Source organism: Actinomadura sp. NEAU-AAG7, from assembly GCF_018603865.1.
GTDB lineage: Bacteria > Actinomycetota > Actinomycetes > Streptosporangiales > Streptosporangiaceae > Spirillospora > Spirillospora litoris.
This window is the reverse complement of the sequence record NZ_JAHFZY010000001.1, coordinates 1,710,776-1,733,969: the sequence shown is the minus strand read 5'-3', so window position 1 is coordinate 1,733,969 and position 23,194 is coordinate 1,710,776. Positions and strand designations below refer to the sequence as shown.

At 72.0% G+C, this 23,194-nt stretch carries 19 protein-coding genes; 10 read left to right on the top strand and 9 right to left on the bottom strand.

Translation table 11 applies throughout. The annotated features are described in order from the left end of the window. Window positions 1–41 precede the first annotated feature (41 nt). The 5 genes from KLI87_RS07875 to KLI87_RS07855 all read right to left on the bottom strand — a co-directional run bounded on the left by KLI87_RS07875 (window position 42) and on the right by KLI87_RS07855 (window position 9,873). Window positions 42–1,628, bottom strand: coding sequence for an ABC transporter substrate-binding protein (locus tag KLI87_RS07875; RefSeq protein ID WP_214616364.1), 1,587 nt, complete (start codon window positions 1,626–1,628; stop codon window positions 42–44). A gap of 369 nt (window positions 1,629–1,997) precedes the next feature. Next, on the bottom strand, window positions 1,998–3,518 hold the full coding sequence (locus KLI87_RS07870; protein ID WP_214616363.1) for an MDR family MFS transporter: 1,521 nt from the start codon (window positions 3,516–3,518) through the stop codon (window positions 1,998–2,000). 51 nt (window positions 3,519–3,569) lie between these two features. After that, window positions 3,570–7,697 (bottom strand): Pls/PosA family non-ribosomal peptide synthetase, encoded by a 4,128-nt coding sequence (locus tag KLI87_RS07865; protein ID WP_214616362.1) that lies wholly within the window; start codon window positions 7,695–7,697, stop codon window positions 3,570–3,572. 338 nt (window positions 7,698–8,035) lie between these two features. Beyond that, window positions 8,036–8,704, bottom strand: coding sequence for a response regulator transcription factor (locus tag KLI87_RS07860; RefSeq protein ID WP_214616361.1), 669 nt, complete (start codon window positions 8,702–8,704; stop codon window positions 8,036–8,038). Continuing rightward, window positions 8,692–9,873 (bottom strand): histidine kinase, encoded by a 1,182-nt coding sequence (locus tag KLI87_RS07855; RefSeq protein WP_214616360.1) that lies wholly within the window; start codon window positions 9,871–9,873, stop codon window positions 8,692–8,694. Before KLI87_RS07855 ends, KLI87_RS07860 begins: the two co-directional genes overlap by 13 nt. Window positions 9,874–10,004: 131 nt before the next feature. On the opposite strand from KLI87_RS07855, the gene KLI87_RS07850 reads away from it, so the two are divergent. Further along, window positions 10,005–11,558 carry an alpha/beta hydrolase gene (locus KLI87_RS07850; RefSeq protein ID WP_214616359.1) on the top strand — a complete coding sequence of 518 codons (1,554 nt, stop codon included), beginning with the start codon at window positions 10,005–10,007 and terminating at the stop codon, window positions 11,556–11,558. Window positions 11,559–11,562: 4 nt separating this feature from the next. Here KLI87_RS07850 and KLI87_RS07845 read toward each other — a convergent pair whose 3' ends face one another. The 4 genes from KLI87_RS07845 to KLI87_RS07830 form a co-directional block, all read right to left on the bottom strand. Next, on the bottom strand, window positions 11,563–11,856 hold the full coding sequence (locus KLI87_RS07845; protein WP_156214135.1) for a hypothetical protein: 294 nt from the start codon (window positions 11,854–11,856) through the stop codon (window positions 11,563–11,565). Then, the gene (locus KLI87_RS07840) at window positions 11,853–12,758 is read right to left on the bottom strand and encodes a MarR family winged helix-turn-helix transcriptional regulator (protein ID WP_156214136.1); all 906 of its coding nucleotides are present in this window, start codon (window positions 12,756–12,758) and stop codon (window positions 11,853–11,855) included. Before KLI87_RS07840 ends, KLI87_RS07845 begins: the two co-directional genes overlap by 4 nt. Window positions 12,759–13,133: 375 nt before the next feature. Continuing rightward, on the bottom strand, window positions 13,134–13,325 hold the full coding sequence (locus tag KLI87_RS07835; RefSeq protein WP_156214137.1) for a hypothetical protein: 192 nt from the start codon (window positions 13,323–13,325) through the stop codon (window positions 13,134–13,136). Continuing rightward, complete coding sequence (locus KLI87_RS07830; RefSeq protein WP_156214138.1) at window positions 13,322–13,987, bottom strand: hypothetical protein; 666 nt, start codon at window positions 13,985–13,987, stop codon at window positions 13,322–13,324. Before KLI87_RS07830 ends, KLI87_RS07835 begins: the two co-directional genes overlap by 4 nt. A gap of 875 nt (window positions 13,988–14,862) precedes the next feature. Between KLI87_RS07830 and KLI87_RS07825 the strand changes: the two genes are divergently transcribed. The 9 genes from KLI87_RS07825 to KLI87_RS07785 all read left to right on the top strand — a co-directional run bounded on the left by KLI87_RS07825 (window position 14,863) and on the right by KLI87_RS07785 (window position 23,193). Beyond that, window positions 14,863–16,443 (top strand): acyl-CoA carboxylase subunit beta, encoded by a 1,581-nt coding sequence (locus tag KLI87_RS07825; protein ID WP_374225425.1) that lies wholly within the window; start codon window positions 14,863–14,865, stop codon window positions 16,441–16,443. Window positions 16,444–16,448: 5 nt separating this feature from the next. After that, window positions 16,449–16,631: a hypothetical protein gene (locus KLI87_RS07820; RefSeq protein WP_156214139.1), complete on the top strand. Its 183-nt coding sequence runs from the start codon at window positions 16,449–16,451 to the stop codon at window positions 16,629–16,631. A 135-nt stretch (window positions 16,632–16,766) separates the two neighbouring features. Beyond that, window positions 16,767–18,224 carry an FAD-dependent monooxygenase gene (locus KLI87_RS07815; protein WP_214616358.1) on the top strand — a complete coding sequence of 486 codons (1,458 nt, stop codon included), beginning with the start codon at window positions 16,767–16,769 and terminating at the stop codon, window positions 18,222–18,224. Window positions 18,225–18,255: 31 nt separating this feature from the next. Continuing rightward, the gene (locus KLI87_RS07810) at window positions 18,256–18,582 is read left to right on the top strand and encodes a TcmI family type II polyketide cyclase (protein ID WP_156214141.1); all 327 of its coding nucleotides are present in this window, start codon (window positions 18,256–18,258) and stop codon (window positions 18,580–18,582) included. Between the two features lie 20 nt (window positions 18,583–18,602). Further along, on the top strand, window positions 18,603–19,859 hold the full coding sequence (locus tag KLI87_RS07805) for a beta-ketoacyl synthase (protein WP_156214142.1): 1,257 nt from the start codon (window positions 18,603–18,605) through the stop codon (window positions 19,857–19,859). Further along, the gene (locus KLI87_RS07800) at window positions 19,856–21,085 is read left to right on the top strand and encodes a ketosynthase chain-length factor (protein ID WP_156214143.1); all 1,230 of its coding nucleotides are present in this window, start codon (window positions 19,856–19,858) and stop codon (window positions 21,083–21,085) included. The genes KLI87_RS07805 and KLI87_RS07800 overlap by 4 nt, the downstream gene beginning before the upstream one ends. 24 nt (window positions 21,086–21,109) lie before the next feature. Further along, window positions 21,110–21,367, top strand: coding sequence for an acyl carrier protein (locus KLI87_RS07795; RefSeq protein WP_156214144.1), 258 nt, complete (start codon window positions 21,110–21,112; stop codon window positions 21,365–21,367). A 39-nt stretch (window positions 21,368–21,406) separates the two neighbouring features. After that, window positions 21,407–22,207: a 3-oxoacyl-ACP reductase FabG gene (fabG, locus tag KLI87_RS07790; protein WP_156214145.1), complete on the top strand. Its 801-nt coding sequence runs from the start codon at window positions 21,407–21,409 to the stop codon at window positions 22,205–22,207. A gap of 35 nt (window positions 22,208–22,242) precedes the next feature. Continuing rightward, complete coding sequence (locus KLI87_RS07785; protein ID WP_156214146.1) at window positions 22,243–23,193, top strand: aromatase/cyclase; 951 nt, start codon at window positions 22,243–22,245, stop codon at window positions 23,191–23,193. Window position 23,194: the final 1 nt, after the last annotated feature.

The following is a 23,194-nucleotide window of genomic DNA, read 5'->3' as shown; positions in this document are numbered from 1 at the left end:
GCGTATCGGGCTCCGGCCGGAACCCGCCCGCTATCGGCGCGTCACTTCTTCTTGACCGCGACGCCGCGGAACTGGCGGGACCCGTCGACGAAGACCTCGACTCCCATCACCTTGTCGTTCATCGCGAGAGGCGTGTTGAGATGGCACAGCGTGACCGGTGAGGCGGCGTCGTCGTGGGCCGCCCGGAAAAGCTGCTTGTAGATGGCCGCGCGGCTCGCCCGGTCCTCGGCGCCCTGCGCCTTCGCGGCGAGATCGTTGATCGTCGGGTTGGAGTAGCCGCCCGGGTTGCTGAACCCGTCCGCGCCGTAATAGGACGAGATCTGGATGCTCGGGTCGGCGTCGGCCTTCTGCTGCACCATGATGGCGTCGACCGACTTGTTCACCGAGAAGCCCTCCATCAGCTTGGGCAGCTCGACCGGCCGGATCGTCATCTTGACGCCGACCTCCTGGAGATTCGCCTGGAGGAGCTCCGCGACCCGCTGGTAGGCGTCGAGGTTGTCGGTTTCCAGGGTGAAGTTGAAACCGTTCTTGATGCCGGCCTTGGCGAGCAGTTCCTTCGCCTTCGCGGGGTCATAGGGGTAGGCGCCCGCCGTGAGCGAGGGGTCGGAGGCGTAGTAGGTGGAGGGGAACATCTGCACCCCGGGCTGGCAGAAACCGCCCTGGAGCTCGTTCACCGACGCGCGGTCGATGGCGTAGTTCAGCGCCTGCCGCACTTCCTTCTTGTCGAACGGCGGCCGTTTCACGTTCAGCGCGATCGTGAAACTGGCGAGGCTCGGCTTCTGGCAGACGGCGAGCCCCGCGTCCTTGGCGGGCTTGTACATGCTGGAGCGCAGGAACGTGACGTCGGCCTGCCCGGTGATGGTGGCGTTCAGCCGCGCGTTGTCGTTGCTGGAGATCAGGAAGACCATCTTCGCGACGTTGACCGCGGCCGGGTCCCAGTAGCCCTTGACCGGCGTGTACTCGACCTTGGTGTTCGGCTCGTAGGCGGTGACCTTGAAGGCGCCCGACCCGCCGGTGGGCATCCGCGCCTGGTTCGGGTCGTCGAAGACCTTCGGGCTCATCATCATGCCCGCGGAGCTGCCGAGGATCCCGATGAGCGGCGCGGCGCCGTCCTTGGTCACCACCTTGACGGTGGCGGAGTCGACGACCTCGACCGAGGTGACGCCCCGCAGCGCCTGCTTGTTGAAGCTCTTGGCGTCGCGGTGCCGGTCGATGTTCGCCTTGACGGACGCGGCGTCGAAGGCCGTCCCGTCGTGGTACTTCCAGTTGTCGATCAGCGTCAGCGTCAGGGACTTTCCCTTCTCGCCGATCTTCCATTTCTTCGCCAGCATCGGCTTGGGCTCGCCATTGGCGTCCATGCGGACGAGCGTGTCGTAGACCGGGTACAGGTACATCCAGCTGTTGCTGGTCGTGATCTTGTCCGGGTCGAAGCTCGTGTTGGCGACGCTGTACATCCAGGTGAATGTGGCGTTCTTGTCGATCGCGGCCTTGTCGATCGGCGGACACGCGACGTTCTGCGCCGGTTTGCCCGCACCGGTGCCGCCGCCGCCGTCGTCATCGCCCGCGCTGCACGCGGTCGTGAGGGTGAGGAATGCGGCGGTCGCCGCGACGATGAGCCTTTTCCGCATCAAGGAGTCCTCCGAACCAAGATGTGGGAGGGGAAAACGCGGGTGGGGGGGTGGCCTTTGTGCTCCGGATGTCGCGCTATTTCGCGTCCGGAGGGGGACGGGGCCTGATCGCTCGCAGGGTTCCTGCGTCCGGAGGGGACGGGCCCGATCGCTCGGAGGGTGGGTCGCTGAGCGGACTGCCACGGGGTCGCCGCGGCGACTGTTTGTACTTTGTCTGATGAATGAGAACATACGTCTGCTTGCCCGTCAAGATTTGTTTCCACGGGCCGGGTAACGGCGACGGGCCGGAGGCGAGGATCGTCCTCGCCTCCGGCCCGTCGGGCGGAAACCCCGTCGCGCGGGTTTCCGCGCCGAAACCTCAGAACATGATCAGCTCACCGGTTCGAGACTCCGGTCGGGCGCGTCGGCCCCCTCCGGGTGCCCGGTGCCCGCCGCCCGCTTCGGCAGCAGGACGGCCACCGCGATCATCACGACGGCCAGCCCGGCGGCGACCACGAACGCCAGCCGCATCCCGTCGAGCTGGGCGAGCGTCTCCTCGACGCCGCCGGCGATCCGGGAGTCGGCGCGGCGCGCCATGACCGTGACGACCAGCGCCGTGCCGAGCGCCGCCGCGACCTGCTGGAGCGTCCCCAGCATGGAGCTGCCGTGGGAGTACAGGTGGGCCGGCAGCGCGCCGAGGCCGAGGGTGAACACCGGCGTGAACATCGTGGCCAGGGCGACCATCAGCAGCGTGTGCATGCCGAGCACCTGCCAGTACGGCATCGTCTTCGAGATCTGGGTGAACCCCGCCAGCGCGACCACGATGCCCACGGACCCGGGGATGACCAGCATCCGGCCGCCGAAGCGGTCGTACAGCCGTCCGATCGTCGGGCCGAGCAGGCCCATCGCGAGGCCGCCGGGCATCATCAGCAGCCCGGTCTCCAGCGGCGACAGGCCGCGCAGGTTCTGGAGGTAGATCGGCAGCAGGATCATCGCGCCCATCATCGCCAGGAACCCGAGCGACATCAGCAGCAGCGACAGGGCGTAGGTGGCGTGCCGCAGGACGCGCAGGTCGAGCAGCGGGACGTCGCGGCGCTGCAACCGGAGCTGCCGGACGGCGAACACCGCGATCAGCGCGAGGCCGGTCGCGACGATCACCGTGGGCATCGCCGCGCCGCCCGCGCCGTACCGGCTCAGCCCGTACACCAGCGAGCCGAACCCGGCGGCGGCCGCGACGACGCTGAACCAGTCGATGGCCGACAGCTGCGGCTCCCCGACGTTCTCCAGCCGCGCGAGCCCGCGCCAGGTGACCACCGCCGCGATCGGCAGCACCGCCGCGAACAGCAGCCGCCACGAGCCGACCTGCAGGATCAGCCCGGAGACCGCCGGACCGAGCGCGGGCGCGACCGAGATCGCCATCGTCACCGTGCCCATCACCCGGCCGCGGTCGCGCTCGGGCACCACGGTCATCAGCGTCGTCATCAGCAGCGGCATCATCACCGCCGTGCCCGCCGCCTGCACGATCCGCGCGAACAGCAGCACCTCGAACACCGGCGCGACCGTCGCCAGCGCCGTGCCGGCGAGGAAGACCCCCATCGCGGTGGCGTAGGCGCGGCGCGTGGTGACCCGCTGCAGGAACCACCCGGTCACCGGGATCACCGCCGCCATCGTCAGCATGAACGCCGTCGAGACCCACTGCGCGGCCTGCTCGGTGATGCTCAGGTCCGTCATCAGCCGCGGGATCGCGTTGATCATGATCGTCTCGTTGAGGATGACGACGAACGTCGCGAGCACCAGCAGCCGGACGACGGCGGGGGTCCGGCCGCCGGAGCCGGAGGCGGTCACGCCCTCGTGGGTGACCGCCTCGCGGCCCGGCTCGCGGTCGGGAGTGGCTTCAGGTGTGCTGTTCATGCCGGGGTAGACCGGCGCCGCCGCCGGAACTCATCGCTCCGACCCGAAAATTTATTCGATCATGGCACCGCCCCCGCTCGGCACGCGCCGCTGACCGGCCGGGTTGCCCCGCCAGCGGGCGCTCGGCGGGATCTGCTCGCCCTTCATCAGGAAGGAGTCGGCGTCGAGCGTGGACCCCTCGCCCATCGTCACGTCGTAGTGGATGAACGCCTCCACACCGACCGTGCAGCGGGCGCCGATGCTGGTGCGGCCCGACTTGAAGACGCCCTCCTCCAGGGAATGGCACTGGATGACGCTGCCCGCGTTGAGCGTGCATTCGTCGCCGAGCGTCACCAGCGTCTTCTCGGGGATGGCGCAGCCGTCGTCGAAGACGCGGCGGCCGACGCGCACGCCGAGCAGGCGCCAGAGCACGTTCTTGTACGGGGTGCCGCTGAACAGCGCCTGCCCGCCCATCTTCCAGAGCCGCTCGTGGAACCAGAAGTACGGGTCGTAGATCGAGCAGAGCCGCGGTTCGAGGGAGCGGAAGTGCAGCAGGGCCCGTTCGACCAGCACGCCGTAGGCCGCGCCGAACAGCAGGGTGGCCGCGACCCCGGCCGCCACCCCCGCCGCGGCGTGGTCGTGGAACTGGTCCTCGGCGAACAGCCACAGGACCGTCACGGCGAAGAGCCGGAACCACCGCACCGCGAGGAACAGCAGCATGGTGGCGAGGTTGTAGCGGTTCTTGGCCGCGAGCCGGCGGCGGAACTCCTCGCCCTTCTCCAACTCGGCGAACGCGTGGTCGCGCTCGACCGCCCTCGGGATCTCAAAGCACGGCGAGCCCAGCAGCCCGGTGTTCTCGCGGACGGGGCCGTCGACCGGGACGGCGACCTTCGTCCCGAGCAGGACGTTGTCGCCGACGGCCGCGCCCGCCGGGAACGCGATGTTGTTGCCGAGGAAGTTGCGCGCGCCGATCCGCACCTCCGACACCGTGAACGACGTGCTGGAGAAGTCGATGTTCATCACCCACAGCGCGTCCGAGACCATCGTTCCGCTGCCGACGGTCGTCAGATACGGCGAGTGGTGCTGGAGCTCGGTGCCGAAGTTGCTTCCCGTCTGCACGATCGGACGCGCGAACCGGTACCCGAGCGCACGCAGGTAGCCGACGATGTAGGAGCTGTCGCCGAACAGGTCGTGGAAGAAGGTGATGTTCGTCAGGCGCCGGGTCGCCGTGACCGCCCAGTAGTGCCACCCGTACAGCCGGTAGACCTTTCCGGGCCGGACGAACGGGGCGATCACCCGGGGCACGGTCAGCACGAAGATGAGCCCGAGCGCCGCGCCGCCGAAGAACAGCAGGCCCGAGATGATGATCGCGTCGCCGTAGAGCGCCATGCGGCCGAGGCCCTCGGTGTCGGCCGCCATGATGTCGGCCAGCATCGGAAGCTGTGTGAGCAGCGCGACCGGAACGATGATCGCCAGCGGCCAGGCGACCGCGAGCAGAGCGAACAGCTGCGCGACGCCGTAGCCGAACCTGCGCGCGGTGCCGCACCGGCGCGGCGGGACGGTCAGGTAGCCGGTGCCGGTGGGACGGGCCGGGCAGCCGTGCCAGCGCTCGCCGCCCGGCACGACCTGCCCGGAGTGCAGCGAGGAGGCGTGCCCGAGCTGGGTGTCGTCGCCCATGGCGGTGTCGACGTCCAGCACCGTCTTGGCCCCGACGAAGACGCGGTCGCCGAGTGTGATCGCGCCCGTCCGGACCACCCCGCCGTCGACCCGGTAGCCGGGCATCGCGCAGTTCTCCCGGACGAGCGTCCCGGCGCCGATCGTGAGCAGGTCGGTGCAGACCATCGTCCGGGAGAGCACGACGGCACCCGGGCCGATCTTCGCGCCGAGCGCCCGCAGGTACAGGACGTGGAGCGGCGATCCCGCGAGCAGCATCAGCGGGCTCGTCCGGACGAGCGTCTTCACCGTCCAGAACCGCACGTAGGCGAGGCTCCACACCCGGAACCGCCGGGGTTTCCAGCGGCCGATCAGCGCCCACTTCGCCAGCACGGGCAGCGCGCACAGGTAGCCGAACGTCGCGGCGCCGAACGCGACGCACCGCAGGTAGAGGTCGGGGAACCCCTCGAAGTCCGAGGTCCATTCGTAGCCGACCGTCGCGACGACGGCGCCGACATAGGTGGTCGCGACGAACAGCAGCAGTTGCAGGACGGCGCAGACCACGTACTCGTGGCGGCGCGTCCGCACACCCGCCTCGGGCACCGCCTCGGTGTCCGCCGCCGCCGCGGCCTGGTCGAGCACCCGTTCGGCGAGCACCGCCGCCAGGCCCCTGACGTCGGGGTTCTGGTAGACGTCGAGCATCGACACCGGCAGGTCGGTACGCTCCCGCAGCGCGGCGCAGAAGCGCGCCATCAGCAGCGAGTCGGCGCCGAGGTCGTCGAAGAAGTCCGCGTCGGCCGACACCCGCTCCACCCGCATGACCCCGGCCAGCGCGGCGGCGACCGCGCGCTCGGCGTCGGTCTCCGGCGCGAGGTGGCCGCGCCGCCCGGCGAGCGCGCGCGGGGCCGAGGGCGCCGGCAGCCGGGCGCGGTCGGCCTTGTCGCTCGGGAGCATGGGGATGGCCTCCAGCTCCTCGAAGTAGGCGGGGACCATGTAGCCGGGCAACCGCTCGCGCGCGCGTCCGCGCAGCGCGTCGCGGTCCACGGCGACGCCGGGGTTCCGCCGCGTGTAGTAGGCCACCAGCTCGGTCTTGCCCGGTTCGGACTCGTGGGTGCCGACCACCACCTGCGCGACGTCGGGCGCCTGCGAGAGCACCGACTCGATCTCGGTCAGCTCGATCCGGTAGCCGCGGATCTTGACCTGGGTGTCGATGCGGCCCTGGTACTCGATCTCGCCGTCGGGGGTGATCCGGCCCAGGTCGCCGGTGCGGTAGATCCGGCCGGAGGCGTTGCCCTCGATGCCGACGAAGTCGCGGACGAACTTGCGCGCGGTGAGGTCGTCCCGGTTCACATAGCCGCGCGCGAGCCCGATGCCCGCGATGCCGATCTCGCCCGACTCGCCCGGCGGCAGCGCCCGGTCCTCGTCCGGGTCGAGGATGACCACGGCGTAGGTGGGCAGCGGGATGCCGATGGTCACGGGGCGGCCCGGGTCCAGGGGCGTCCACGTCGCGGTGACCGTCGCCTCGGTCGGCCCGTAGACGTTGAGGAACCTGCGGCCCGGACGGTGCCAGCGCGCGACGAGCTCCTGGGGGCACGCCTCGCCCGACACCAGCAGGAAGCGCAGCCGGGGCAGGTCGCCGTCGAGGGTCGCGAGCAGCGTCGGGACGCAGCACATCGCGGTGACGCCGTGCTCCAGCAGGAAGTCGCGCAGGTCGGGGCCGACCAGCACCGATCCGCGCGGCTTCGGGACGAGCGTCGCCCCCGCCAGCAGCGGCACCCAGATCTCCTCGACGGAGAAGTCGAACGCGATCGTCATGCCCTGGTACATGCGGTCGGTGTCCTGGACGCCGTAGACCTCGACGGCGACGCGCACGAAGTTGCAGATGGCGGCGTGCTCGATCGCGACGCCCTTCGGGCGGCCCGTCGACCCCGAGGTGTAGACGATGTAGCACAGGTCGTCGGCCGGGGCGCCCCTCTCGGCGGCGGTGAGGCGGTGGCCGGGCAGCGCGCCGATCCGCTCGTCCGCCTCGTCCAGGCACACCACCTCGGCCTCGGCCTCGCGCAGATGTTCGCGCAGCCGGGTGAGTGACAAGGCCGTGCGGACGCCCGCGTCCTCGATGATGTAGGCGAGCCGGTCCGGTGGGTACCCGGCGTCGAGCGGCACGAACGCCGCGCCCGCCTTCAGCACGGCCAGCATCGCCACATAGGAGCGCACGGCCTCGTCGAACAGCAGCGCGACCCGGTCCCCGGGGCCGACGCCGCGGGCCAGCAGGTGGCGGGCGAGCCGGTTGGCCCGCTCGTCCAGATCACCGAAGCTCAGCGTGGACCCGCCGGTGTCGACGGCCGGATGGTCCTCCCTCCCCGCCGCCAGGAAACGGTCGCAACGCTCCTCGAACAAACCCTCCAGCCGCTCACCCGGCCGCCAGCGGATGTCCCGCCCGTGGCCCGTGGGCACCAGGACGTGGTCCGCGGTGACGTGCCGGGCCGTCTCCGCGGGGGCGACCGGTATCCGGTCGCCCGCCTCCGTCGTGCTGTTCGTACCGCCCAACTGAAACTCCTCGAATCGCCTCCGCGCCCTAGTCAAGGGCCGCAAAGAAGGGAGGTCAGAATCGGAAGATGGTCTAACCCTGCCATTGGATTTCCAACAACAATGACCGGAGGCGGTCATTGGGCAGGCTGGCAGCCATATCCATTGACAGGCGCGCGATATGGGTTTGAACGTTTCAATAACGGTTCACCGGCGCCGCTGTCCCGACTAATTTCGGTAAAGCGGTCGGGGCGATATTCGGCCCGCGCCCCGGAGGTGGCCGACCTCACAATTCACAAGTGGTCTACCACAGGCGCCCCGAAGGAAACCCGCAGGATATACCACCGCCGCCCGCCCGACTATTCGGTCGTGGCGCCGGCGCCCCGCCGGTGGTCAAGGTAGGTGAGGACCGCCTGGACGCGCCGGTGGCCGCCCGCGTCGGGAGGCAGCCCGAGTTTCGCGAAGACCGAACCGATGTGTTTGTGGACGGCGTTCCCGGTGATGCGCAGCCGACACGCGATGGCGGCGTTGTCGTGCCCCTCGGCCATGAGCGCGAGCACCTCGTGTTCGCGCGGGCTGAGGCGCGCCAGGGCGTCGTCCTCGCGGCGGACGAGAAGCTGCGAGATGACCTCGGGGTCCATCGCGGTGCCCCCGGCCGCCACGCGGCGCAGCCCGCCCGTGAACTCCGCCACCCGGCTCACCCTGTCCTTGAGCAGATAGCCGATTCCCCCGCGCCCGTCGGAGAGCAGTTCCCGCGCGTATTCGCGCTCGACATATTGCGACAGCACCAGCACGGGCAGCCCCGCGTGCAGTCGGCGGGCGCGCAGCGCCGCGCGGATCCCCTCGTCCTTGTAGGACGGCGGCAGCCGCACGTCGACGATCGTGACGTCCGGGCGGTGCTCGGCGACCGCGTCCAGGAAGGCGGGCGCCTCGCGGGCCACGGCGGCGACCTCGAAGCCCCGGGCGGCCAGCAGCAGCTCCAGGCCGCCGGCCAGCAGCACGTTGTCCTCGGCGATCACGACCCGCACGGGACCTCCACGGCGAGCGCGGTCGGGCCGCCCGGGGGGCTCGTGAGGCGGAGCGTCCCGTCGAGCGCCGCCACCCGGCGGCGGATCCCGGCGAGGCCGGTGCCGCGCGCCTCGTCCGCGCCGCCCGCGCCGTCGTCGGTCACGAGGATCGACAGCCGGTCGCCCGCGCGCTCGACGCGCACCTGCGCCCGGGTGGCGCGGGCGTGTCTCGTGATGTTCGCGAGCGCCTCGGTGACGGCGAAGTAGGCCACGGTCTCGACGGCGGCCGGGACCTCGTCCAGCCGCCCGACGCTCAGCCGGGTCGGCACGGCGGAGTCGGCGGCCAGCGCCGCGAGCGCCCCGGCGAGGCCCCGGTCGGCGAGGATCGGCGGGTAGACGCCCCGCACGACGCCGCGCAGCTCGGCCATGGCCTCCTCGACGCCCTCGTGCGCGTCCCCCACCAGCACGGCCACGTCCTCGGGGGCCCCGGCGAGCGACTCGCGGGCGACGCCGAGCCGCACCGCGACCGCCACCAGCCGGGCCTGGACGCCGTCGTGCAGGTCCCGCTCGATCCGGCGCAGCTCGGCGGCGTGGGCGTCCAGGGCGTCCGCGCGGGTCCGGGTCAGCGTCTCCACCCGCGCGGACAGCCGCTCCGACAGCCTCTCGGCGGGCGTCGGCGCCAGCAGCGCCAGGCAGAGCCGGGCATGGGCGCGCGCCAGCGGAGGGCCGCCCCACCACGCCACCGCGAGGAGCACGGCGGCCTGCGCGGGCGCGGCGGTCAGCGCGACCGTCCAGCCGTCCACCGGGACGTCCCCCTGGAGATGGGGCGGTGCGTCGGCCGGGAACGCCCACCAGGCCGTCATCGCCACCAGCGCCGTCACGATGTTGCCCACGCACAGCACCAGCGCGAGCCCGGAGGGAAGCGCGGTGCCGACGTGCGCGACCGGCCACAGCAGACCGCGCCGCAACGCCGGGCCGACGCGGGCCCTGGTCATCGGAGGGGTCATCGGACGGGTCATCGGACGGGCGGGCACCGCGACGCCCAGCAGCCGCCCGGCGCGCCGCCGGTGCCGCTCCGCCCAGGCGCGCCCCTGCGCCGGGACGGCGAGCAGCGGCGCCCCGAGCACGGTGACGACGGCGGTGCCCAGCGCCCCGAACAGGTAGGCCGCGGCCGCCCACCGGTCGCGCATGTCCACTCCCTCCCGTCGCCGAGCCCTCAGTATCCGGGCGCCGCGCACGGCGGGCACTACGGCTAGCTGTAGTCACGACCCGCAGCGGGCTGCATTCTCGCGGCGGGCGTACGGACCTAGCGTCCCGGCCCATGACATCGAGAACACTCACCCGCGCCCTGGCGCGACGGCTGGGCGCGCTGGTCGCGCTACCCGTCCTGGCGGCCTCGGGCACGGTCGCCGCAGCCGCCGGGCCCGGCCCCGGCCCCGGACTCGCCCGCTACTACGGCCAGCACGTCACCTGGACGAGCTGCCGGCAGGGCTCCGACGACGAGCAGGGCCGCGAGCTGGACCGGGCCGGGGCCCGCTGCGCGCGGATCACCGTCCCGCTGGACCACACGCGCCCCGGCGGCCGGACGATCACCATCGCGCTGTCCCGGATCGCCGCCACCGACCGGGACCACCGGGTCGGCGCGATGATGCTCAACGAGGGCGGCCCCGCCGAACCGACGCTCGGCATGCCGCTGGAGGCGCGCCGGTACATGGGCGCGGTGGGCGCGCGGTACGACCTGGTCGGGATGGACCCGCGCTTCGTCGGACGCAGCACGCCGCTCGACTGCGGATGGCCCGGCGGCATGTGGATCCGCTCGGCGGGCTCCACCAGGGCCGCCTTCGACAGCCAGGTCGCCCTCCAGAAGGACCTGGCCGAACGCTGCGCGCGCAGCAGCGGCGACGTCCTGCCCTACGCCGACACCCGCGATACCGCCCGCGACATCGACATCGTCCGCGCGGTGCTCGGCGAGCGCCGCCTCTCCTACCTCGGCTACTCCTACGGCTCCTACCTCGGCGCCGTCTACGCGCAGATGTTCCCCGGGCGGACCGACCGGATGGTGCTCGACAGCCCCGGCGACCCGCGCGTGTGGGGTCCCCGGCTGACCGGCACCGAGGGCCCCTCGGAACGGGCGCTGCGCGCGTGGGCGGCCTGGACGGCGGCGCGGCACGGCGAGTACGGCCTCGGCCGGACGCGGGCCGCCGTGCTCGGCACCGTCGCGCGGATCGTCCGGGCCTCGGCGGCGCGCCCGCTGCGCGTCGGCCGGTACACGGTCGACGAGCACCTCGTCCCGTACCTGGTCTACGGCGGTGTCGGCAGCGACCGCGACGAGGCGCGGGCCTCGTTCGCCTCCAGCGTGAAGGTCCTGGACGCGGCGGCGCGCGGCGAAGAGGCCACGCCCACGCCCGAGCTGGAGGGCGCGCTGCGGTTCAATCTGAGCGGCGGGAGCTCCGCGCTCGTCAGCCCGGCGGCGGCGATCCTGTGCGGCGACCGGGCCGCCCCGCGCGACCCCGAGGTCTACTGGGGCGACGTCCAGCGCTCCCGGCACCGCCATCCGCTCTTCGGGCCCATCACGAACAACATCGGGCCCTGCGCGTTCTGGCCCGCGCCGCCGCGCGAGCAGCCGACCGCGATCACGACCGGGGCGCCGGCGCTGCTCGTGTCCGCCACCGGCGACACCGCCACGACCTACCGGGGCGCGCTCGGGCTGCACGGGCTGATGAGCGGATCCCGCCTGCTCACCCTGCGCGGGACCATCGCCCACGGCATCTACGGCGAGTACGGCGCCCCCTGCGTGGACGCCGAGGTGAACGCCTACCTCGCGTCCGGGACGCTCCCCTCTCGGAACCCCGCATGCGCGCCGGGCCGGAGGTGACGCGTCAGGCGTTCAGCAGAGGAACGATCTCCTCCAGGACGTAGGTGCCCGGGTCGCGACCCTTGAGCGGCGTCTCCAGCACGCGGACGCCGTGGGTCGCGGCCTGTTTCTTCAGCAGCGAGCGCGAGCCGGACTCGACGCCGCCGCCGATCACCAGCAGGTCGACGTCCCCGCCGCCGAGATGCGCGATCGCGTCGGCGTCGACGGTGACGCCCGTCCCCTCGATGCCGTGCTCGCTCATGGCCTTGGTGACGGAGTCGACGATGGCGCGGCCTCGGCCGATGACCAGGACGGTCATGGGGTCCTCCTCTGTGGCGTGGGAGCCTCGCTCGGAATGAGCGCGAGCAGGAGGCGGTTCAGCTCCGCGATCCGCTCCGCTCCGATCTCTATGACTAGTTCCCGTTGGAAGTCGTCCATATCGTCGCGGGCCTCGCGATGGCGCCGCCGCCCGTCGGGGGTGATGAGCAGCAGGTGCTCCCGGCGGTCGTCGGGGTTGCGGTCGCGCCGGATCACCCCGGCCCGCTCCAGCTCGTCGATCGACTGGATGATCGCCGGGCCGCTCACACCCATCAGCCCGGCGAGCCGCTGCTGCGAGCAGGGCTCGGCGCTCGCCAGCGCGGTGAGCAGGCCGAAGTGGCGCGGCCGCAGGCCCCGCGAGGCGAGCCGCTGCTCGCCGCGCCGGCGGAGGCGGTGGTGGCAGCGGGCGATGAGGAACCCGGTGCGCGCCAGCAGTTCGGCGGGCAGCGCGTCCCGCAGGTCGGGGATCAGGTCGAGCAGGATCGGGACGAGGCGGGCCCGCTCGTCCGCCGACAGGCACGCGAACGCTGCCCGCTCGGCCTCGTCGGCCGCCGCGCGCAGCTCCTCGCACGCGCGCTCCCCGGCCTCGGTCGCCCGCAGCGCGTACCGGCGGCGGTCGGCGGGGTCCCGCTCGCGGACGACGTAGCCGGGGGTTTCGAGGCCGTCCACGACCTTGACCATGTCGGTGCGGCTGATGTCGAGCAGCGCGCCCACCCGGGCCTGGGACAGGGGCCCGGCGTGGATCAGCAGGAGCAGCACGCCGATCTCGCGCGGATGCCGGCCGATGGGCATCGCGTCGGCGCCGTGGGCGTGCACATGGAGGAACGCGCGCTTCATCAGGTGCCCGGTGTAGCCGAGCAGACCCCGGTCGGAGCCCGGGGGGGTCATATCTTCACTGGTCATCAGTATAAGTCTAGCAAAGTTTACGGATGATTAAGCATCTTGACGATTAACGAGCTGGACGCTACCTTGGTCTCCGTCGCACGAGCGAGGACTGGGGGCTCCATGTCCGATTTGTCGCAGTGTGTAGGGGGATCGACGTCTCTATCGGAGACGTCGGATTCAGGGCCGGATTCCGCCCCGGATTCGGGGCCGGATTCAGAGCCGCATTCACGGGCGGCCACCCGCGGGTGGGCCGGTCCGCCGGGCCGAGCCCGCGCCGGGCTTTTCGCCGGGAACCGAAGCAGGTAATCCGCCGGCTCCCGGCGGGGGGGACGAGGGACGTGTGCGGTGCGGCCGGCGGGGCCGCCGCACCGCACACCTACGAGCGTCCGGCGGCTAGGCCGGGCGCCGGCTTTCCCCTGCCCTCAGGTCGATGATTTCGTCGAGGTCGTACAGCGCCCTTCTCGTGGTGCCGTGCCGGGTGAGCTTGCGACGGCTCGCCCACTTCCTGATCGTGGCCTCGGAAACGCCCGCGGCGAGCGCGGCGAGTTCGGTCGGGACGAGGCGAGTCTGTGTTCGCGGCGTCATCCTGTTCCCCCCATAAGACCATCCCCCGGGTTTTCTCTCCGTCGTAGCTGATGCGCTAGGTCGAGCCATTGATGAGGACGCCAAACATGGCCCGCCGCGCACTTGACATCGCGTCCGCCGCGGCCGTCCCATTCGCGCGGAGACGCCATGATCTTCGCGTTGCAGCCGGGCCAGACGCATTCGCCGATCTCCAGCCGCCCGGCATCGGGCGTCGAGTCGCGGCCGACCCGCGCCACCGCGACGACCTCATTGGCGAATTCGACCGCCGCGGAATGCGCCAGCATCCAGTCGAGGTGGGTGAGGACGAACGCCGCCAGCGCGCGCGGCTCGCGCCGCTCGGGCCGGCAGACCCGGCGCTCGTCGGCGATCAGGGCCGCCCAGGACGCGAGCGTGGACAGGATCGCCGACCGCGCGGCGACGGCCCTGTCGTTGAGCGTTATCCCTGCTCGGCGGCTTCCCCTGCGGATCTGGCCGACCGGCGGGCCGGCCGTGTGGGCCAGTGCGGCAGCGCACTCGTCGAAGAGGTCGGGGAGCTGCTCGACGGCGCTGCGGGTGGATTCGTGACACGCGACGCAGACCCGGCTTCCGGGCCGCGGGATCTGGCGCCGCCGCTGGGGTCGACGGTCGCCACAGCTAGGTCCGCCACAAAGAACTATGTCCATTTTGATCACCTGACAACTAAGGACCAGTCAACGGGCATGATGGGCGGGGACCATCGCGTTCATGCTCAGCACGACAGTGCAAGCGGTGCCCTCGGCACGCTTCCCTGTTTTCGCCGCCGGCGTCCGCCTGATCGGCGAAGAACCCTCACGGTGAGAGAATTAGTACGCTACGTCCCCGGATACAAGCCCACAGCCGTATAGCCCCCCGTCGTTAATCTCGCGTTCCGCATCGATCATTGCTCGCGGCTTCGCAGCGGCGGCCTGTCCTCCACCGCTTCCCGATCGAACGCTAAGGAACGGCCGCTGGATCCGTCCAGTCTGTATACCAATCATTTCGTTGTCCACACCTGGACATGCCTCCCCGCTAACTCCTCTTGCCGTGGCGTCGTCTCAGGGGTTTCATTGCGCGGCCGCGCCCGCGCATTGATCATCAGTGCCCGCAGCGATCTTCAATCGCGCTTCAGACCACAATTTGTGAATGCCACCTCACGTTATGAAATGAGCTCTGACCGGCCCGTCTTTCCAGCTCGGAGCCGATCAGTTTTCTGCCCGTTGACATCGGTCGACCGATGATGTCACGCTGATTCCGGCGGCAGAGCCATGCGCTCGGCCGAGACGGCACCGAGAGCCTCTCCCTCGCCCCGCACGGTCTCACTCCGTGATCGCATTCGTCCTCCACACCCCCGCGGGTCCGACCCGGCCGGCGTCCCCTCGACCATCGAGCGGGCCGCCCCCCGTCCGGCATCGTGCCCACCCCGCCGACGCACACGATCGACGCGCACGGCGCATCCATGTCGCTCCGGCGCGAGGTGGAGGAGACCGGGGAGATGGGTCCCGGAGCCTTGACAGTCCGCTCATTCGAGGAGTTGGCGACGTTGCTCACCCAGGGACAGACGGAGGATGACCTCGCGCGGGACGTGCGGCTGAACGAACTGCGCGCCCTCAAGGAGACCGTGCGCGAGGGGGCCGATCCGGAGGCCACCAGGCGCCAGCACGGCAAGGGCAAGCTCACCGCGCCCGAACGCATCGCGATGCTGCTCGACGAGGGCAGCTTCACCGAGATCGAGGGGCTGCGCAGGCACCGCGCCACCGGTTTCGGGATGGAGCGGCGCAGGCCGCACTCCGACGGTGTCATCACCGGCTGGGGCACGGTGTTCGGCCGCACCGTCTTCGTCTACGCGCACGACTTCCGGATCTTCGGCGGGGCGCTCGGCGAGGCGCACGCGGAGAAGATCCACAAGGTCATGGACATGGCGCTGGCGGCGGGCGCCCCGCTGGTCAGCCTCAACGACGGCGCGGGCGCCCGGATCCAGGAGGGCGTCACCGCGCTCGCCGGCTACGGCGGCATCTTCACCCGCAACGTCCACGCGTCGGGGGTGATCCCGCAGATCAGCGTGATGCTCGGCCCGTGCGCGGGCGGGGCGGCCTACTCCCCCGCGCTCACCGACTTCGTGTTCATGGTGCGCGGGGTGTCGCGGATGTTCCTGACCGGGCCGGACGTCGTCCAGTCCGTCACCGGCGAGGAGGTCTCCCAGGAGACGCTCGGCGGCGCCGACATGCACGCGACGACGTCGGGGCTGTGCCACTTCGTCCACGACGACGAGGAGAGCTGCCTCACCGACGTCCGCTACCTGATCTCGCTGCTGCCCTCCAACAACCGGGAGATCGCGCCGGTGCGCGTCACCCACGACCCGGCCGACCGGCGCACCGACGCGCTCGAACGGCTGGTGCCCGCCGAGCCCAACCGGTCCTACGACGTGCGCGACGTCCTGGAGGAGATCCTCGACCTCGGCGAGTACATCGAGGTCCAGACGCACTGGGCGGCGAACGTGGTCTGCGCCCTCGGCCTGCTGGACGGGCGGACGGTCGGCATCGTCGCCAACCAGCCCGCCGTCCTCGCCGGGGTCCTGGACCTCGACGCCAGCCAGAAGGCCGCCCGGTTCGTCCGGTTCTGCGATGCCTTCAACATCCCGCTCGTGACGCTGGTCGACGTCCCCGGCTTCCTGCCGGGCGTGGACCAGGAGCACGGCGGGGTGATCCGGCACGGCGCCAAGCTGCTGTACGCGTACTGCGAGGCGACGGTGCCGCGCGTCCAGGTCATCCTGCGCAAGGCGTACGGGGGCGCCTACATCGTCATGGACTCCCGCTCGGTCGGCACCGACCTGTCGCTGGCCTGGCCCGGCAACGAGATCGCGGTGATGGGCGCCGAGGGCGCCGCCAATGTGATCTTCCGGCGGGAGATCGCCGCCGCCCCGGACCCGGAGGAGGCCAGGAAGCAGAAGATCAAGGAGTACCGGGACGAGCTGATGCACCCCTACTACGCCGCCGAGCGCGGGCTCGTGGACGACATCATCGAGCCGGGCGAGACGCGCGCCGCGCTCTGCGGGGCGTTCAGGATGCTGAGCGCGAAGCACGCCGTCCCGCCCACCCGCAAGCACGGCATCCCGCCCCAATGAGCGGCGTGCTGCAAGTGGCCGGCGGGCGCCTCGACCCCGCCGAGCTGGCCGGGCTGGTCCTGGCGCTCCACCTGGCGCGGCGGGCGGCCGCGGCCGCCGCCACCGCACCCGGTGGACGCAGCGTGCTGATCCCGCCGCCGTTCGTCCCGCCGCACAGCTGGACGCGCCGGGAGCCCGGCCGTCCCTGACCGCCTCCACCGATGCTCCCGATGGTCACCCGCCACCAGTGAAACGCGAGGCGCGCGAGCGCCTTACGAAGGCCGGACCCGTCCCGGGTCCGGCCTTCCTCATCTCATTCTTCCTTTCCCTATCAGGGAGGTTTGGTGGACACGCCCGTCATCGTCGTCGGCGCCGGTCCCTCGGGGCTGGTCCTGGCGGCGGAGCTACGCCTCGGCGGCGTCGAGGTCATCGTCCTGGAGAAACTGGCGAAGCGCTCGGGGGAATCCCGGGGACTCGGATTCACCGCGCGCACGCTGGAGATGTTCGACCAGCGCGGGCTCGTGCCCCGTTTCGGCGAGGTCGAGACGAGCCCGCAGGGCCATTTCGGCGGCATACCGATGGACTACTCGGTCCTCGCGGACGCCCACTTCGGGGCGCGCGGGATCCCGCAGTCGCGCACCGAGGAGGTGCTGGAGGACTGGGCGACCGAACTCGGCGCCGACATCCGGCGCGGCGTCGAGGTCGTCGGGATCACCGACGACGGCGAGGGCGTCGACGTCGACGCGGTCGGGCCCGACGGCCCGCTGACCCTGCGGTCCCGCCACGTGGTCGCCTGCGACGGCGGCCGCAGCACCGTCCGCGCGCTCACCGGCTTCGAGTTCCCCGGGACCGACTCGACCATCGAGATGTTCCTCGCCGACGTCGGCGGCTGCGTCATCGAGCCGCGCCAGATCGGCGAGAAGGTGCCCGGCGGCATGGTGATGTCCGCGCCGCTCGGCGAGGGCTACGACCGCATCATCGTCGTCGAGCGCGGCACGCCGCCGCGGCGGCGCACCGCCCCGCCGGACTTCACCGAGGTCGCGGACGCGTGGCAGCGCCTCACCGGCCAGTCCCTGCACGGCGGGCACGCCCGCTGGGTCAGCTCGTTCGGCGACGCCACGCGCCAGGTCACGCGGTACCGGCTGGGGAACGTGCTGATCGCGGGGGACGCGGCGCACACCCACCTCCCCGCGGGCGGCCAGGGCCTCAGCGTCAGCGTCCAGGACGCCTTCAACCTCGGCTGGAAGCTGGCCGCCACCGCCGCCGGACGCGCGCCGGACGGCCTGCTCGACAGCTACCACGCCGAGCGCCACCCGATCGGCGCGCGGCTGCTGATGAACACCCAGGCGCAGGGGATGCTCTACCTCAGCGGCGTCGAGATGGACCCGCTCCGCACGGTCTTCTCCGAGCTGATGGACGACGCGAACGTCCGGCGGCGGCTGGCCGGGATGGTCAGCGGCCTCGACGTCCGCTACGACGTCGGGCCGGGTTCGCACCCGCTGGTGGGGCGCCGCGTCCCCAAGGTCGAACTCGTCGTCGGCGACGCCAAGACCAGCACGTTCGGCCTGCTGCACGACGGCCGCCCGGTGCTGCTGCGGCTGCGCGAGGGCCTCGCGCCGGCGGCGGGCCTCGCCGAGCACGTCAAGGTCGTCGACGCCGTCCCGCACGGGCTGCCCGACGACAGCCCCCTGTGCGGCACCGCGACGCTTCTGGTCCGCCCCGACGGCTACGTCGTCTGGGCCGGCGACGACGGCTCCGGGCCGCGGGACGCGGCGTCCCGCTGGTTCGGCACACCCCGCTAGTCAGGACCCTCGCGAGCGAAGGAGAGATCCGATGCACAGCACCCTCATCGTCGCCCGGATGGCACCCGAGTCCGAGGCGGAGGTCGCGGGGCTGTTCGGCGCGTTCGACAAGACCGAGATGCCCGGGCTGATGGGCACCCGCCGCCGCCAGCTCTTCCACTACCGGGGCCTGTACTTCCACGTGCAGGACTTCGCCGACGACCACGGCGGCGAGGCCATCGAGCAGGCCAAGACCCATCCGCTGTTCGTGCAGGTCAGCGACGACCTCCGGGCGCACATCACCGCCTACGACCCCGCAACCTGGCGCTCGCCGTCCGATGCGATGGCGACCCGCTTCTACCACTGGTCCACGGAATGAGCCGAGGGGGCGACGCCTCGATGGGGCATCGAGCAGTGATCACGGGAATCGGTGTGACGGCACCGGGCGGCATCGGGACGAAGGCGTTCTGGAACCTGCTCGCCGAGGGACGCACCGCCACCCGCACCATCAGCTTCTTCGACCCGGCGCCGTTCCGGTCCCGGGTCGCGGCGGAGATCGACTTCGACCCCGAGGCGCACGGGCTCGGGCCGCAGGAGATCCGCCGGATGGACCGGGGCGCGCAGCTCGCCGTCGTCACCGCCGCCGAGGCGCTGGCCGACAGCGGGCTGGAGCAGGGCGACCTCGACCCGCACCGGGTCGGGGTCACGGTCGGCACGGCGGTCGGCGCGACGATGGGCCTGGACCAGGAGTACCGGGTGGTCAGCGACGGCGGCCGGCTCGACCTCGTCGACCACGCCTACGCCGTCCCGCACCTGTACGACTACTTCGTGCCGAGCTCGTTCGCCAAGGAGGTCGCCTGGTCGACCGGCGCGGAGGGCCCGGCGACGGTCGTCTCGACGGGCTGCACGTCCGGGCTGGACGCCGTCGGCCACGCGATCGAGCTGGTCCGCGACGGCGAGGTGGACGTCATGATCGCCGGTGCGTCGGACGCGCCGATCTCACCGATCACGGTCGCGTGCTTCGACGCGATCAAGGCGACCACCGCGCGCAACGACGACCCGGAGCACGCGTCGCGGCCGTTCGACGGGTCCCGGAACGGGTTCGTGCTCGGCGAGGGCTCGGCGATGTTCGTCATCGAGAGCCTGGAGCGGGCGCGGCGGCGCGGCGCGCACATCTACGCCGAGATCGCCGGGTTCGCGACGCGGTGCAACGCCTTCCACATGACGGGCCTGCGCCCGGACGGCCGCGAGATGGCCGAGGCCATCTCGCGGGCGATGGACGAGGCGCGCACCGACCCGGCCGACGTCGACTACATCAACGCGCACGGGTCGGGCACCAAGCAGAACGACCGGCACGAGACCGCCGCGTTCAAGCGCAGCCTCGGCGAGCACGCCTACCGGGCCCCGGTCAGCTCGATCAAGTCGATGGTCGGGCACTCGCTCGGCGCGATCGGCTCGATCGAGATCGCCGCGTCGGCGCTGGCGATCGAGTACGACCTCGTCCCGCCGACCGCGAACCTGCACACGCCCGACCCCGAGTGCGACCTCGACTACGTCCCGCTCACCGCGCGCGAGCAGCGCACCGACACCGTGCTCACGGTCGGCAGCGGGTTCGGCGGCTTCCAGAGCGCGATGGTGCTGCGGAGCGTCGCATGAAGTCGGTGGTGATCACCGGGACCGGTGTGACCGCGCCCAACGGCCTCGGCAAGGACGACTTCTGGGACGCGACCCGCGCGGGCCGCACCGGCATCGGGCCCGTCGGACGGTTCGACGCCACCGGGTACCCCTCCACGCTGGCCGGCGAGGTCCCCGGGTTCGTCGCGCGCGACCACCTGCCGAGCAGGCTGATCCCGCAGACCGACCACATGACGCGGCTCGCGCTGGTCGCGGCCGACTGGGCGCTCGCCGACGCGGGCATCGTCCCGTCGGAGTGGCCCGAGTTCGGCATCGGCGTCATGACCGCGAGCTCGTCGGGCGGGTTCGAGTTCGGGCAGGGCGAGCTGAAGAACCTGTGGAGCAAGGGCGGCCAGTACGTCAGCGCCTACCAGTCCTTCGCCTGGTTCTACGCGGTGAACAGCGGCCAGATCTCGATCCGCAACGGGCTGCGCGGGCCCGGCGGCGTCCTCGTGTCCGACCAGGCGGGCGGGCTGGACGCGGTCGCGCAGGCGCGCCGGCAGATCCGCAAGGGGGGCGGCCTGGTCCTCGCCGGAGGCGTGGACGGGTCGATCTGCCCGTGGGGCTGGGTCGCGCAGATCGCGGGCGGGCGGCTGAGCACCGACCCCGACCCGGGACGGGCCTACCGCCCGTTCGCCGCCGACGCCGCCGGGCACGTCCCCGGCGAGGGCGGCGCCCTGCTGGTGATGGAGGAGGAGGACGCGGCGCGGGCGCGCGGGGCGCGGATCTACGGGCGCGTCGCCGGCTACGGCTCCACCTTCGACCCGCACCCCGACACCGGGCGCGAACCCGGCCTGCGCCGCGCGGCGGAGATCGCGCTGCGGGACGCGGCGCTCCGCCCGTCCGACATCGACGTGGTGTTCGCCGACGCGGCGGCGATCCCCGACCTCGACCGGGTCGAGGCCGAGGCGATCAACGCGCTGTTCGGTCCGGGCGGCGTCCCGGTCACCGCGCCGCAGACCATGACCGGGCGCCTCAACTCCGGCGCCGGGCCGCTCGCGCTGAGCACCGCGCTCTACGCGATGCGGGACGGGCTGATCCCGCCCACGCTCACCCGCGACCCGTCCCCCGCCTACGGGCTCGACCTCGTCCGCGACACGCGGGAGGCGGCCATGAGCACCGCCCTGGTCCTCGCGCGGGGCCAGGGCGGGTTCAACTCGGCGATGGTCGTCGCCACCGCCGAGGCGCCCGTCGCCGCACCCGCCTGACCAGGCTTCACGGAAGGAACCACGATGTCCGAATTCACCGTCGAGGACCTCGGCCGCGTCCTGCGCGAGGCGGCCGGCGAGAGCGAGGTGGCGGTCGGCGGCGACAGCCTCGACACCGACTTCGCCGAGATCGGCTACGACTCCATCGCGCTGTTGGAGGCCGCCGGGCGGATCGAGCGCCAGCTCGGCATCCAGCTCGACGACGAGACCGTCGGCGAGGCCACCACGCCGCGCCTGTTCCTGGCGGTCGTCAACCGCCAGGGCTCCGCCGACGCCGCCTGACACGTCCCGAACCGCAAGCGACCCCCGAAAGGAGCAACGATGCCGACGACCGAGCAGCGCGCGCAGGAGGGCCGCGTCGCCCTCGTCACCGGCGCCACCAGCGGGATCGGGCTGGCCGTCACCCGGCGGCTCGCCGAGACCGGGCACCGGGTCTACATCTGCGCCCGCACCGCCGAGACCCTGCGCACGACGCTCAAGGAGCTGCGCGAGGAGGGCCTGGAGGTCGACGGGACGCCCTGCGACGTCCGCGACCCGGAGCAGGTCAGGGCGTTCGTCACCGCGGCCGTCGAGCGGTACGGGCCGGTGCACGTCCTGGTCAACAACGCGGGCCGCAGCGGCGGCGGCGTCACCGCCGAGCTGCCCGACGAGCTGTGGCTGGACGTCATGAACACCAACCTCAACAGCGTCTTCCGGGTCACCCGGGAGGTGCTCACGACCGGCGGGATGCGCGGGCGCGGCCGGGGCCGGGTCATCAACATCGCCTCCACCGCGGGCAAGCAGGGCGTGGTGCTGGGCGCGCCGTACTCGGCGTCCAAGCACGGCGTCGTCGGGTTCACCAAGGCCCTCGGCAACGAGCTGGCGCCGCACGGCATCACCGTCAACGCGGTCTGCCCCGGCTACGTCGAGACGCCGATGGCGCAGCGGGTGCGCAGCGGCTACGCCGCCGCCTACGGCGTGTCCGAGGACGAGATCCTCACCAAGTTCCAGGCGAAGATCCCGCTCGGCCGCTACTCCACCCCGGACGAGGTGGCCGGTCTCGTCGGCTACCTCGCGACCGACACCGCCGGGTCCATCACCTCGCAGGCGCTCAACGTCTGCGGCGGCCTCGGCAACTTCTGACCCCCGGTGATTTCCGAAGCGAAGGAGGAGAGACCATGACAGCGCCATCCGGCCTCCACGAGGTCGAGCACACCGTCACGGTGCGGGCACCGGCGGCCGAGGTCTACCGGCTCCTCGCCGACGTCGGGAACTGGCCGCGGCTGTTCCCGCCGACCGTCCACGTGGAGCGGCTCGGCGAGATGGACGGCGGCGAGCGGATCCAGATCTGGGCGACCGCCAACGGCGAGGCGAAGGGCTGGACGTCGCGGCGCCTGCTGGACCCCGAGGCGCGGCGCATCGAGTTCGCGCAGGAGGTCACGGTGCCCCCGGTCGCGGCGATGGGCGGCACCTGGATCGTCGACGCCGTCTCCGACGAGGAGAGCCTGGTGCGGCTGCTGCACCACTACCGCGCGATCGACGACGACCCGGACGGCCTGGCCTGGATCGACACCGCCGTCGACCGCAACAGCGACGCCGAGCTGGCCGCGCTCAAGGCCAACGCCGAACTCGGCGGCACCGAGCCCGACCGGCTGCTGTCCTTCCAGGACTCGCTGCGCGTCGAGGGCTCGGCCAAGGACGTGTACGACTTCCTCAACGAGGCCGGGCTGTGGGCCGAGCGGCTCCCGCACGTCGCGCGCGTCGGCCTCACCGAGGAGAGGCCGGGCCTCCAGATCCTGGAGATGGACACCCGCACCGCGGACGGCTCGACGCACACGACCAAGTCGGTGCGCGTGTGCTTCCCGCACGAGCGGATCGTCTACAAGCAGATCACGCTGCCCGCGCTGATGGACCTGCACACCGGCTACTGGCTGCTGGAGGAGGACGGGCAGGACGGCGTCCTCGTCACCTCCCAGCACACGGTGGTGCTGAACACCGAGAACATCACGAAGGTGCTCGGCGCGGACGCGGGCGTCCTGGAGTCGGCGCGGTTCGTGCGGAACGCGCTCAGCCGCAACAGCACCGCGACGCTCGGCCATGCCAAGGAATACGCCGAGAGCAGGCGCTGAG

Bases quoted from the DNA above. Each gene is read 5' to 3' on its own strand.
- KLI87_RS07850 (WP_214616359.1), top strand. From the start codon at position 10,005: ATGACATCGAGAACACTCACCCGCGCCCTGGCGCGACGGCTGGGCGCG.
- KLI87_RS07810 (WP_156214141.1), top strand. From the start codon at position 18,256: ATGCACAGCACCCTCATCGTCGCCCGGATGGCACCCGAGTCCGAGGCG.
- KLI87_RS07840 (WP_156214136.1), bottom strand. From the start codon at position 12,758: ATGACCAGTGAAGATATGACCCCCCCGGGCTCCGACCGGGGTCTGCTC.
- KLI87_RS07835 (WP_156214137.1), bottom strand. From the start codon at position 13,325: ATGACGCCGCGAACACAGACTCGCCTCGTCCCGACCGAACTCGCCGCG.
- fabG (WP_156214145.1), top strand. From the start codon at position 21,407: ATGCCGACGACCGAGCAGCGCGCGCAGGAGGGCCGCGTCGCCCTCGTC.
- KLI87_RS07795 (WP_156214144.1), top strand. From the start codon at position 21,110: ATGTCCGAATTCACCGTCGAGGACCTCGGCCGCGTCCTGCGCGAGGCG.
- KLI87_RS07870 (WP_214616363.1), bottom strand. From the start codon at position 3,518: ATGAACAGCACACCTGAAGCCACTCCCGACCGCGAGCCGGGCCGCGAG.
- KLI87_RS07845 (WP_156214135.1), bottom strand. From the start codon at position 11,856: ATGACCGTCCTGGTCATCGGCCGAGGCCGCGCCATCGTCGACTCCGTC.
- KLI87_RS07785 (WP_156214146.1), top strand. From the start codon at position 22,243: ATGACAGCGCCATCCGGCCTCCACGAGGTCGAGCACACCGTCACGGTG.
- KLI87_RS07805 (WP_156214142.1), top strand. From the start codon at position 18,603: ATGGGGCATCGAGCAGTGATCACGGGAATCGGTGTGACGGCACCGGGC.
- KLI87_RS07855 (WP_214616360.1), bottom strand. From the start codon at position 9,873: ATGCGCGACCGGTGGGCGGCCGCGGCCTACCTGTTCGGGGCGCTGGGC.
- KLI87_RS07830 (WP_156214138.1), bottom strand. From the start codon at position 13,987: ATGGACATAGTTCTTTGTGGCGGACCTAGCTGTGGCGACCGTCGACCC.
- KLI87_RS07875 (WP_214616364.1), bottom strand. From the start codon at position 1,628: ATGCGGAAAAGGCTCATCGTCGCGGCGACCGCCGCATTCCTCACCCTC.
- KLI87_RS07800 (WP_156214143.1), top strand. From the start codon at position 19,856: ATGAAGTCGGTGGTGATCACCGGGACCGGTGTGACCGCGCCCAACGGC.